The sequence below is a fragment of the Eilatimonas milleporae genome (assembly GCF_003688555.1).
GTDB classification, from domain to species: domain Bacteria; phylum Pseudomonadota; class Alphaproteobacteria; order Sphingomonadales; family Kordiimonadaceae; genus Eilatimonas; species Eilatimonas milleporae.
The window spans coordinates 275935-287606 of the sequence record NZ_REFR01000009.1 but is presented as its reverse complement, the minus strand read 5'-3'; the positions used below and the strand labels follow the sequence as shown (position 1 = coordinate 287606).

Annotated in this window: 14 protein-coding genes; 5 read left to right on the top strand and 9 right to left on the bottom strand. The window is 61.5% G+C overall.

The window, feature by feature from the left end:
- Positions 1 to 4 precede the first annotated feature (4 nt).
- From BXY39_RS02155 to BXY39_RS02125, 7 genes are all read right to left on the bottom strand, one after another.
- Positions 5 to 832 (bottom strand): SagB/ThcOx family dehydrogenase, encoded by an 828-nt coding sequence (locus BXY39_RS02155; RefSeq protein ID WP_121937184.1) that lies wholly within the window; start codon positions 830 to 832, stop codon positions 5 to 7.
- 4 nt (positions 833 to 836) lie between these two features.
- On the bottom strand, positions 837 to 1661 hold the full coding sequence (locus tag BXY39_RS02150; protein ID WP_170163559.1) for a class I SAM-dependent methyltransferase: 825 nt from the start codon (positions 1659 to 1661) through the stop codon (positions 837 to 839).
- Between the two features lie 8 nt (positions 1662 to 1669).
- Entirely contained in the window at positions 1670 to 2611 is a 942-nt protein-coding gene (locus tag BXY39_RS02145; protein WP_121937182.1) for a TOMM precursor leader peptide-binding protein, read from the bottom strand.
- A gap of 12 nt (positions 2612 to 2623) precedes the next feature.
- Positions 2624 to 3385, bottom strand: coding sequence for an ABC transporter permease (locus BXY39_RS02140; RefSeq protein ID WP_121937181.1), 762 nt, complete (start codon positions 3383 to 3385; stop codon positions 2624 to 2626).
- Between the two features lies 1 nt (position 3386).
- Positions 3387 to 4397 (bottom strand): ABC transporter ATP-binding protein, encoded by a 1011-nt coding sequence (locus BXY39_RS02135; RefSeq protein ID WP_147453437.1) that lies wholly within the window; start codon positions 4395 to 4397, stop codon positions 3387 to 3389.
- An 821-nt stretch (positions 4398 to 5218) separates the two neighbouring features.
- A complete protein-coding gene (locus BXY39_RS02130; RefSeq protein ID WP_121937179.1) occupies positions 5219 to 6391 on the bottom strand; it encodes a site-2 protease family protein in 1173 nt (390 codons plus the stop codon).
- A gap of 211 nt (positions 6392 to 6602) precedes the next feature.
- Positions 6603 to 6851, bottom strand: coding sequence for a hypothetical protein (locus BXY39_RS02125; RefSeq protein ID WP_121937178.1), 249 nt, complete (start codon positions 6849 to 6851; stop codon positions 6603 to 6605).
- Between the two features lie 190 nt (positions 6852 to 7041).
- Between BXY39_RS02125 and BXY39_RS02120 the strand changes: the two genes are divergently transcribed.
- Positions 7042 to 7350: a type II toxin-antitoxin system RelE/ParE family toxin gene (locus BXY39_RS02120; protein ID WP_281269991.1), complete on the top strand. Its 309-nt coding sequence runs from the start codon at positions 7042 to 7044 to the stop codon at positions 7348 to 7350.
- A 9-nt stretch (positions 7351 to 7359) separates the two neighbouring features.
- Positions 7360 to 7647 (top strand): HigA family addiction module antitoxin, encoded by a 288-nt coding sequence (locus BXY39_RS02115; RefSeq protein WP_121937176.1) that lies wholly within the window; start codon positions 7360 to 7362, stop codon positions 7645 to 7647.
- Between the two features lie 99 nt (positions 7648 to 7746).
- Here BXY39_RS02115 and BXY39_RS02110 read toward each other — a convergent pair whose 3' ends face one another.
- Positions 7747 to 8271, bottom strand: a complete 525-nt coding sequence (locus BXY39_RS02110) for a nuclear transport factor 2 family protein (protein ID WP_121937175.1) — start codon at positions 8269 to 8271, stop codon at positions 7747 to 7749.
- 592 nt (positions 8272 to 8863) lie between these two features.
- Here BXY39_RS02110 and BXY39_RS02105 point away from each other — a divergent pair.
- A complete protein-coding gene (locus BXY39_RS02105; RefSeq protein ID WP_211332036.1) occupies positions 8864 to 10123 on the top strand; it encodes a Fic family protein in 1260 nt (419 codons plus the stop codon).
- A gap of 79 nt (positions 10124 to 10202) precedes the next feature.
- Here BXY39_RS02105 and BXY39_RS02100 read toward each other — a convergent pair whose 3' ends face one another.
- Positions 10203 to 10607, bottom strand: coding sequence for a 3TM-type holin (locus BXY39_RS02100; RefSeq protein ID WP_121937174.1), 405 nt, complete (start codon positions 10605 to 10607; stop codon positions 10203 to 10205).
- A 459-nt stretch (positions 10608 to 11066) separates the two neighbouring features.
- Between BXY39_RS02100 and BXY39_RS02095 the strand changes: the two genes are divergently transcribed.
- Together BXY39_RS02095 and BXY39_RS02090 are read left to right on the top strand one after the other, a co-directional pair.
- A complete protein-coding gene (locus tag BXY39_RS02095; protein WP_121937173.1) occupies positions 11067 to 11327 on the top strand; it encodes a BrnT family toxin in 261 nt (86 codons plus the stop codon).
- A 16-nt stretch (positions 11328 to 11343) separates the two neighbouring features.
- Positions 11344 to 11604 (top strand): BrnA antitoxin family protein, encoded by a 261-nt coding sequence (locus BXY39_RS02090; protein WP_121937172.1) that lies wholly within the window; start codon positions 11344 to 11346, stop codon positions 11602 to 11604.
- The last annotated feature ends 68 nt before the right edge of the window (positions 11605 to 11672 follow it).

Here is an 11672-nt window from a genome sequence, read left to right as displayed (position 1 = left end):
GCCGTCAGTCGGTCGACGTGTCGCTGAGCAGGATCGAATGGACCGCGATCTCCTCAACGCCGTCCACGCCAAGCATGTCTTCAATATCGCTTTCCACAAAGCCGCCCACCGGGTAGGCGCCGATGTCGTGAGCGAGCGCCGTCAGCAGGATATTCTGCCCCAGATGCCCCGCTTCGATCTGGCAGTAGCGATATGCCCGTTCGCCATACTTGATCGTGCTGCGGTTCAGAACGGCGGTCAGGACGATGATGGCGGGCGCCACGCCGGCATTTGCGTCGCCGAGGAAAGTGCCCACCATGCTGTCGCCGGACGGCGTGTCGCCAAGCCGATGCAGATGCCCGCTGTCCGCATCCAGATAATAGCATCCGCTTTCAAGACCGGTGACGGTCCGGACCACCGCATAGACCTGGATGGGATACAGTCCGCCCGCCGACGGATAGGATCGAGCCGGTACCGACACGGTCCGCGTGATGTCGGCCTTGCCGGTGACCTCCGTCGCCCCGCGCAACATGGATGAAAACGCTTCGAAGGAAAGGGGACGGTCCCTCACCTGCCGGTGCGACCGGCGCGCCGCAAGCGCGCAACGCAGCGATATGCCGTTCCCTTCCGTCCGTTCGGCAAGCGGCACCGACGGGCAGTAGGGATACCGCCCGCGATTTCCCTGCACGCTCGACAGCAGATCCGCGATCATGCGTTCCGTTTGTGTCTCATCGCGGGTGAAGGTCGCGAAAGCACGGCCGACCTTCGAATTCTCGTGATAGATCTGCGACGGCTGGTCCCGCAGGTCGCCGTCGTCGACATACAGAAGCCGTTCTCTTACTTTGTTCAGCATCGCGTCACCGGCTGTTCCGGGGCCCGTCGGCCGGTTTGCCGTAAAGATAAATATGCATCATCGTGTCCATGGCCTTCGATATGCCGAAGCCCTGATTGCGCAGCGCGAAGACGGCCTTTGACAGCGGCTCGTGCCGTTGGATGAGATCAAACGATGCCCGGCTCAGCACCTCTGCGCCTCCGAACCCGCCCAGCTTCACGCCGCCCGCGCCGATGCCGGCGTCGGCGAAAATGGCCCTCGCCTCGGCCGCCGAATAAGCGGAACGGACCTGTGCCAGGAACAGCGCCTGGAAGGACGTATCGGACACCTTCTGCGTCAATTGTTTCAGCAAGTCCGGGTCGATATCGCGTCTCAGATCCGTCAGATAGCCGAGCCCGCCGGGGCGCAATCGTGTCTCCAGACGCTTCAGCTCGCGGGCGGGTGCGCGCCAGAACCGGAAGGTCGAGTATCCGAGGACCAGGTCGATTTCCGGTATGTCGGCGCCCAGGCCCTCCACGTCCGTATGCAGGATTTCCGCCCTGCCGCCGAGCCGGTCGGCGGCGGCCTCCGTCATGTCCCGGCTGGTATCGATGCCGGTCAGCCGCGCGTCGGGAAAGCGGTCGGCCAGCAGCAGCAGCAGATCGCCGCGACCGCAGCCGATCTCAAGCACGCTCGCGGGCGGTCGGTCGAACTTGGCGAGCGCCAGTTCCATATAGGCCAGCCGTCCCGGCGCCAGGAAAATGGACTGGAACCGGTCGTAGATACGCAAACGATCCGGATCGCTGAAATAGGCAAGCGCCGGCGCGGTATCGCGCTCTTCCGGCCGGGTGTTGAGGGGGCTGTCCATCATCGCGCGCCTCACACCGCCCATGCGGCCACGCGCGGCCGGGTGACAAAATTCCCGCAGGCGTCGCAAAGGGGCATGCGCAGCAGCGGCCGGGACACGGACGAGAGCGTGCTGGCCCGGCGCTCCACCACCGCCTTGTAGCTTGCCGGCACGCGCCGCCTGGTCGCGAAGGAGGATAGCTCATTGACCAGCATTGACGCCGCGTCTTCCATGCAGGCGCGCGATGGCCGAGGAGAAGACCGAACGTTGATCTCTTCAATGCGGGAGCGAACCAACTGGTGGTGACGGGGCGTGGGCGTGTTTGCCTGTTCGCGGATTTCCATGCAGCGGTAACAGGCTGATTCTCCGGGAAACACGAACGGGCCGACCAGTGCCTTTTCCCCGTCGCAATATGTCAGCAGCAGGGGGCGTCCGGCCTGAAGGCAGGCTGTGTTCAGGCCGGGAAAATGTTTGATCCGCGCCAGTGTGTTCGAGGCACAGCCGACGGCTACCGTGACCTCTGACAGCGATTGCCCCGACACCTCGGCGCTGTCGGCGCAGTCGAACCATGTGCATGCCCAGTCCAGTCCGTCCTGACCGGCTCCCTCGAACGCCCGTTCAAGAAACGGTTTCAGCGTTTCATCGGTGAAGACCGCAACGGACAGGGCGGTTTCTTGCCGGCCGGTCGGCTTTGATGCCGGGGGGTCGATGCTGATGACGCCGCATTCCAGGAGCCTGCCGAGGATATCCTCCAGCACGCCGTTGGGGACGGCGGCCTTCTGCGCGCCGGCAATACGCTCAAGTGCGGCGGGACCGCCGGCAAGGGCGGCGCGTATGCTCCTGACCACGTCGAAAACCTTCGGATTGCAGCGCATCAGCTTGGTGACACGGTCGCCCGATCCGATGATCAGCCCTTCCTGCGAGGGCAGGCACCAGACATCTTCGTTGAGCGTGAAGGCCAGTCCGTTAAACATGCTCCGTCCCTCTCAGGCGATCTTTTGCCGCTTGAACAGAAATGCCGCGAGCCCGAACAGCAGCGCCCCGCTCACCCCCAGCAGCGCCACATAGGCCGACAAATGGGTGCTGTCATAGCCGTCGATCAGGACGACTCTCAGGATTTCGGCGGCGTGATGCAGCGGGTTGGCCTGCGCCAGCGTTCGCAGCCAGCCGGGACTGTCCGATATGGGAAACAGGACGCTGGACAGAAACAGAAGCGGCAGCGAGACAAATCCGTTGATATGGATCAGTGCCATTTCGTCCGGAATGACGACGACCAGCAGGTGCGACAGCGCCGATATGGTGAATGCCAGCAACGTGACGCAGCAGAAAGCCTGAAACAGGCTGCCCATGGACCAGTTCAGGCCGGCCCCCAAATACCCGATCAGCAGGAAAACGACGCCGGCCTGCGCGAGGACGCCGGACAGCGATTGCAGGACATAGGCGGCCAGGATCGTTCCGTCCGACTTGCAGGCCAGGCGGAACCGGCTCAGCATTCCGGATTTGCGATCCATGCCGAAGCCGATGCCTGCCCACAACGCCCCGAACACTGTTGTCGCGGCAAGGATTCCGGGGCCGAAATAGCTCAGATAATCGAAAACCTGGCCCCGGTGGACAACGGGCACGGGCTTGAAAAGCTGCCCGAACACGAAAACCCAGAAAAAAGGTTGCAGCAAGGCAACGAAAATCCATATCGGCGCGGACCATGTGGAGACGAAGTTGCGATTGAAAATGGTGGCAAAGGCCGACATGTCAAACCGTCTCCCCGTCTCGTTTCGTCTGCGCCGGGGGATCGAGGCGCAGGAAATAATAGTCGCTCAAATCCGCCGGACGTATGGAAAGCTGGACACTTGCCGCCGCACTCGCGTGAAAGGCCGCCGACAGCCGGTCTTCGGCCACCGGGCCGTCCAGAAACAGCCGGTACTGCGATGCGTTGACCCGCAGGGTGCGCGCTGCGGGCAGGGCGGCCAGCAGCGTCGGCCAGTCCGTCTCCACTGTTTGCGATTCAAGGATCATGGTTATCTCGCCGACGTCGGCGATCAACGCCTGGGGCGAGCCGTCCGCGGCGATGCGTCCCTGTTTCAAGGCCAGCACACGCGTCGCCCGTGCGGACACTTCGTCAAAATCATGGCTGATGAAAATCACTGTTTTCGGGCGCCAGGGGGATGATCGCGACAAATGCGCCCAAAGCTCCGTCCGTGCCTGGGCGTCAAGATCGTTGGTCGGCTCATCCATCAGCAGGATATCCGGACGCGATATCAGGGCCGCCGCCAGTGCCAGGCGGCGTTGCTGCCCGCCCGACATCGTCATGACACGCTTGTTCAGCAGCGGTGCAGTGCCAAGATTTTCCAGCCAGTCCACAAAAGCAGAATCCCGCCAGTTCAGCACGGTCCCGCCAAGCCGGGCCTGCAACTGAAGCATCGCACGCCCGGTTGCATAGGGATCGAGCCAATTGTCCTGGGGCAGAAAGCCGATTGTGCCGTTCACGCGAATGGAGGTCCGGCCGCTGCGCTCAAGCAAGCCGCCCATGCATTTCAGCAGCGTGGACTTGCCGGAGCCGTTTGATCCGATCAACGCCACCGTTTCACCCTCCGTGATGGACAGGGTCAGTCGATCCAGTGTCAGCTCGTTTGGAGTGTAACCGAAGGAGAAATCAGCCAGCATGACAGCCGTGACCGCGCCCTCGGCGATGTTGTCCATGACCGTCATGGCCCGACCGTCACGGCCTGCGGCGCCGGCCGGCACCGCTTTTCTTTTCTTCAACCAAGGCGGTATCTCTATGATCTAAATGTTGATAGGACAGATTGCATCTAAAAGTTTAGATATGGGGGGATAAAGGTTTTTATCCCCCTGAGTCCGGAATTCTAGCAGGACGTGCAGCTTGTGGACGAGCGCAAAACGAATGCAACCTCTTCGCCGTCTTCGACAGCCTCATCCGTGTCCACAACTTCAATGGACCAAATGCTTGTTTCTTCAGAGGTATCTTCCTGTACATTGATCATTTCATTCATGGGTAGCCTCTTTCGGTTGGGATTGTGGCACATACTCCTGTCCGTGGCCGTACAAACCGGAGCGTGGATTGACGCGCAGTCGATGCACGCGCTTGGTCGGCCTGTATTGCACGCTCCGCGATAAACTTTACGCGTAATGTTCTTGCAAATCAAGCGCAATTTTTGATAGTTTTAATCTGTTAAACAAGTTTCAATTGTAATCAAACAGTCGGCATGAAGCCGCGTCCATGCTTTCACGCCGGCCGGATGCCGCCGTCTTCAGGTTCGCGGGTCATACCGGGCCTGATCCGAGCGGTTGTCGGGTCTTGCCTGCGGGCCCATGCCCGGCGGACCGTGGTCTTGCCGCGCCGGTGCGGAATATTTGCAAGTGGAATCCGCCGCTTGCGGGTGTTTCTGGCAGGTGTCCCTGGCGGATTTGCGCCGGGTTGCATTGGAGCATGGGACTCATGGGGGGCCGGTCGCGGGGCGGGTGGCGCTCGGGCGGTGCGGGTTGCCGGCGCTTCGGGGGACATGGTCCCCACAGATGCCACAGATGCGAGAGGTACCAGAGACGCCGGGCGCGCGTCCGGGCGGTCAGTCGGGTGCTTCCAGATCGATTTTCAGGGCCATCAGGTCCAGCATGTCCTTCAGGACGATGATCCCGGCCAGCCGGGGGCCGTCCGTGACCATGAGCCGGCTGTTGCCGCTGCGCTGCATGCGGGCAATCGCCTTCATGGCATCCTCGCCCGCGTCCACCGTGTTGTCGGGCGTGCAGGGGTCGCACAGGGCGGCGACGGTGGTGCGGTCCCAGTCGTCTTTCGCCACGTCCCGGATATGGCGGGTGGTGATGCAGCCCAGCAGCCGCCCGTTGTCGCACACCGGAAACATGTCGTGATAATGACGGTAGACATGGTCATCCAGAAACCGGCGCACGGTGATATCGGGCGACACCGTCACCGGATCGCGGGTCATGAAACGGGCGACCGGCTCGCCTTCCAGCGCGCGGCGGACCATCACCTGATAATAGGACGCGCCCGCCGCCCCTTTGAGAAACAGGCCGATCAGGCACCACCACAGGCCGCCGACCACATGGCCCGACAGGATATTCATCACCCCGAGGCCGATCAGCACATAGCTGAAGGCGGTGCCGATGCGCGCCGCCGCGCGGGTGGCCCGCCGCAGGTCCGCCCAGCGCGCCCACAGGGCCGCGCGCAGCATCCGCCCGCCGTCCAGAGGAAAGGCCGGGATGATGTTGAAGGCCGCCAGCAATCCGTTCAGATACGCCAGATACCACGCCACGCCCACCGCCGGCACCGGCCAGCCGCCCTGTGTGCCGTTCTCTGAAAGGCTCTCCGGCCCGCCCCCGCCACCGCCCAGAGTGCCGAGCAGGTAAAAGCCCAGGCTGAGAACGGCGCTGGCCACCGGCCCGGCAAGGGCCATGAGAAATTCCGCCTTCGCCGTCGGCGGTTCGTCCTCCATTTCCGCGACGCCGCCGAACAGGAACAGCGTGATGCCCCGGATCGGCAGGCCGTATGCCCTGGCCACCACCGAATGGGACAGCTCGTGCAGGACCAGCGAGAAAAACAGGCCGAACGCCCCGGCGATCCCCATCCACCAATAGGTGGCCGCCGTCAGGCCGGGGAAATAGGCGGGAAACAGGCCGCCGGCCAGCGACCAGGTGATGAACAGGGCGATGAACAGCCAGCTGATATCCATGCTGACCGAAAAACCGAGCACTCTGAACAGCGGTATCGCCTTGCCGAACATGACCCTTGTCCCCCCTTGCGCGCCGTGTCACAGACCGGCACATCACCGGCCTGACGGCGGCCAGTCTAGCGGATCGCGCGGACGTGTCCATGGTGCCCCTGCCCATAAACGTCTGCCCATAAACGTCTGCCCATAAACGTCTGCCCACAAGCGTCTGTCCACCCGTGTTCACAGGCCGGGGCCGTCATCCTGTGCGCCGTCCGCACCGGGGCTACGGCATGCCGCCGACCCAGTGGTGCCGCCCGCCCTGATCGCGGATCACCCGCAGACGCACAGTATGGTTGCCGCAGGCGGTGCATCTGATGCGCGGCTGCACATCCGCCGCGATGTAGGACCGGTCATGCACCCCCGGCAGCCCCCGCAAGTCTGCCCAGCTGTAGCGGCGTTCGTGCCCGCAGCGGCAGCGCCCCTCGAATCTGTAGCCGTCCTCATAGTCCTTCAAGTGTAATTCATAAGCCATTCTCTGCCGTTCCCGATTTTGAATCATTGATGACCGCGATGAGAACAAAATAAGAACATCAGGACAATCCCGTATTTGGTCACCCTTTGGTGGTGCGCTTTGGAAATTATGGAATCCGTTGTTTGCTCTCTTTCACAGATGTTGATGTCACGGGATGTTTTGTCCTGGCGGCGCATGGGTGCCTCTTGGTATGGAACGTACCTCGTTCCATTGTTCCAACATGATCAAGAGCTTTAAGTGCGATGAGACAGAACGGCTTTTCAGGACTGGAACATCCCGCCGCTTTTCGTCACTTAAAAAAGCAGGCGCCCGCAAGCTGGATATGCTCGATGGCGCTCATGCGCTCGAAGACCTTAAGTCGCCGCCCAGCAATCATCTTGAGAAGCTGAAAGGCGACCGGGCCGGGCAGCATGGCATCCGCGTCAACAAGCAGTTCCGCCTTTGCTTTGTGTGGCGCGACAAGAACGCTCATGATGTTGAGACTGTTGATTATCACTAGGAGGACGTCATGCGTATCAGAACACACCCCGGTGAAATTCTCCGCGAGGAGTTCATGGGGCCGCTTGATATCAGCGCCCGCCGGTTGGCGGAACATATCGGGGTGTCCCATACAACCATCAACGCCATTACAGCCGAAAAGCGCCAGATCACGACGGATCTGGCGTTCCGGCTTGGCAAGGTCTTCAAAACCACGCCGCAATTCTGGATGAACCTTCAGCAGCGGTATGACATATCCGTTGCCGAAGACGCGCACGCGAAAGACTACAGCGCCATCAGGCCCCTTGCGGCCGTATAGGCCGAAAACGGAAGCCGGCCGGTGTCGCCATAACCGGATGCCGGTACAGGTCAGCGCGGCGCTCCGGCGGCCGGAAAATCTTCGCTAGCCCCCCTTTTTCTAAAACATCGTGTTGTCGTTGGCGGAGTCTTCCGGCACCCGCTGCACCACATTCCAGTGTTCGGCGAAGCGGCCGTTTTCCATGCGGAAAATATTGATGACCGCATTGCCCAGCACATCGTCCGCCGACCGTTTGGAATGCAGATGGATCCACACCAGGTCGCCGTCGGCCGCCGTGCGCTTGATGTCGATGGTTTTTTCCGGATTCCGTTCCAGTCGTCTGGCGAACGCCTCCAGCACCGCCTCTTTCCCGTCGGGCAGCCACGGCGTGTGCTGGATATAGGTGTCGGTGAAACACTCCCGGCCCGCCGTCTCCAGGTCGTGATGCTTTTCCAGCAATTCCATGCAATGGACCGCTTTTTTCAGATTTTCCGCCTCCAGCACGGTTTGCGGGTCGCCGCCCGCCTGGCACGCCGCCAGCACTGTCGCCGCCGCCAGGGACGCGGCGATGCCGGTGCGCGCCCTGCCGGTGCGGGACCCGCGCCTGACAGCCGTGTTCCCTGTTCCGGGTGCGGTCTGTTCCATCGATACTCTCCTCGCTGTGGGCCGGCCATGCCCGCCCCGCCGATAGGCTCCGGGGTCTTTAACGCATGCCGGCGGTTTCACCGTGGCGGCGTTCCCGCCGGGGCCTTCCTTATAGGGCGGTGGAAACGACGCGGACAATATGAAGGTGAGCGCGGGAACCACCGCCTATATCCATGGTTACAAGGGGGTATAGGCAATTCGATTGGACGTCGCCGGTGCCGGGCGTGGGTCTGACGCGTGTGTACACGATTTCGGGCATGGTCCGTCACAGCGGGCAGGGCCGCAGCCGGAGTGTAAAGCCGGCCTGTCACGCCGCAGGAAAAAGGGACGATCCCCTGTTGTGCCGCCTGTAGGGTGGTGGCGGCCTCAAATAAGGCAATGCCCGCGCTTTTGACCGTGTCTGGCGCTGTCGGCTTCACCCCCTTCGCTTTCTCATGGGCTCGCATGCCGCTCTGGTCTCGGCACGCCCCCCCCCCCCCACACACCGGAGATATAGGTTCGATGCGGTGTATGGTGAAACGGACATAAAACCGGACATTATTAAGGACAATATTTTCCTATATATTCTATAAATACATGATATTATTTACTTATGAGTAAGAAAACACCGGACATAAAAGCGGACAAGGCAGGGGCGCGATCTGCAATTTTGATCGATCGGGGTGAAACCGTGGGCCTGATGGAGCCGATGCGTGTATCGGAGGGCGCGCGCCATTATGGCCCCCTGGCCGATCTGGCCCTGGAACTGGCCGCGCGCTCCACCGGTCTGAGGCGGAGCCTGCCTGACGGAATCGGCGATGCGCTGGCCGGTCTGGTGCGGTCGATGAACTGCTATTACAGCAATCTGATCGAAGGGCATGACACCCACCCCGTTGATATTGAACGCGCCCTGGCCGGTGACTACAGTACGAATGCCGAAAAGCGCAGCCTGCAGCTTGAGGCCAAAGCCCATATCCAGGTGCAAAAGTGGATCGATGGACTGGACAGTCCCGCATCCTTATGCAGCGCAGAGGGCATTTGCGAGCTTCACAGGCGCTTTTGCGCGCTTTTGCCCGATGACCTTTTGTGGGTTGAGCATCCTGAAACCGGCGGGCGTGAACAGCCTGTCCCCGGTGCGTTCAGAACCACGGATGTTCAGGTCGGGCGGCATATTCCGATCAGCCCCGGTGCCGTCCGGCGTTTCCTGCGCCGTTTTGAAGAGGCTTATGCGCCTCTTGGCAAATCGGCCGTGATTATGGCGACCGCGGCCGCCCATCACCGCCTGTTGTGGATCCATCCTTTCGCGGACGGCAATGGCCGCGTTGCCCGCCTGTTATCCCATGCCATGCTGAAAGGTACGGTGGATACCGGCGGTATCTGGTCCGTTGCACGGGGTCTGGCGCGTAATACGGCGACCTATAAGGCGTATCTGGCGGCCTGCGACCAACCGCGCCGTAATGATCTGGACGGACGCGGCACGCTCAGCGAGGAAGAGCTTGCCGCTTTTACCGGATTTTTTTTGGAAACCTGCATCGATCAGGTCAATTTCATGGAAAGGCTGGTTGAGCCGAAACGCCTGCGCGATCGTATCGCGGCATGGGCTGAAGAAGAAATCCGGGCCAAAACCCTGCCGCCAAGATCCCTGTTGGTGCTGGATGCCATCCTGTATCGCGGCACGCTGGCACGCGGAGAGGTGCGGGATATTCTGGGTGCCACGGATCGCACGGCACGGCGGCTGACGGCCGCGCTTCTGAAATCCGGTGTTCTCACCGCCGCAAGCACGCGCGCGCCCCTGACACTTGCCTTCCCGGCAAGGCTGGCGCCGCGTTTCATGCCGGGACTGTTTCCCGATATCGGCTATGAAACCGAATAAAACCGGCCCCTCCGTCCGGGCGGCTGTCTCGCACCGGGCGTGTTGGGCATTTAAGGCAATGCCCCGGTTTTCCTCGTCTCTAGCGCTCCCGGCTCACCCCCTTCAGTTTCTCATAGGTCCGCATGCCGCCAAGGCCCAGCATGCCCATGAGGATGGCGGTCATCTCGCCGGCCTCGATGCGGGGCAGCTGGTCGACCGGGAAGTCGGGTGTGAAGACCACCAGGGCGAACTGTAGAAACGGGTAGAGGATAAATTTATACAGCAGCGAAAAGCCGCACACCCAGCCGATGAACGGGCGCCAGCCCGCCACCAGCAGGGAGGCATGCGCGGCTTCCTGCCGGTTGACGGCGATCTGCGCCAGATGCGACGACATGACCAGCTTGCGGATGTCATGTTCCGCCTGGCGCACCTTGTCCTTGTCGACGACGGCCTTGCCGACAATGCCGAACAGGCCGCCGATCAGGTCGTCCAGAAGTCCGATCATGTTGTCTCTCCTGTGGGGTGGTGAGGATGGGGGGTGGTAGCCGTCTTGCGCTGGCGTGCGGCCTTGGCGTCAATTGTCTGCGGGCAGCGGCTGTTCTTACCGCGTGTCTGTAAGGCGCCGGTTGACAGACTGATTGTAAGGTGTTGCCTTAAAAGTGTACTCGGTGCCGCCGGGCACAGGCGCTTAAGCCGGTTCTGGCGGACCGCGACAGCCTCCGTGTGCCCGGCAACTGGTGCCTAACTTTCGCCTTTGATGCCTGACCTTCGCCTTTGATTATGGTGACGCGGTGGGCGTAAATCCGGGGGGACAACCGCCCAAATGGATGAGCTGCTTTCTCGTGACTTCTATCTGCGCGTGCTGTTCTGACGAGTCGAGTAACGTCAGTTATTCTTGACGCCAGTTATTCTTGACGTCAGTAATTTTTGTAGTTACATTTTTATTGAGACAAGATGCGTAACGATGTTCGAGTGGGATGAAACCAAGAGCCTGGAATGTTCAGGCAGGCGCGGCTTCTCGTTCGATATCGTTCATGAATTCGATTGGGAAACCGCCGTCATCGCCGAAGACACCCGGCAGGATTATGGCGAACGGCGGTTCCGCGCTTTCGGTATGGTGGACGGCGCGTATTTTTGTGTTGCTTTTACGCCGCGCGCCGGCCGTCTGCGCATCATCAGCGTCCGTCGCATGCACGGGAAGGAAGCGAAACGATATGGCCTCTAGGAAACCCGATCCTTACATGATCGACGACGCTACGGCGCCGCTGACCGATGCCGAAGTGAAGACCTTGCGGCCCGCCGCCGATGCGCTGGGCGAACTGGGCGTCGCCGTGCCGAAGCGCCGGGGCCGGCCCGCCGGTGCGACGAAAGAACAGGTCACCATACGCATTGACAAGGATGTCCTGGCCGCCATCAGGGGCGACAACCCGAGGGGGTGGCAAACCCGGCTGAATGCCGTGTTGCGAGAGCATTTCATGCCGGGCCACAATAGAACCGAATAAGGGGTGCCACGCCTTATCTCCTCGTCCTTGTCGACGACGGCCTTGCCGACAATGCCGAACAGGCCGCC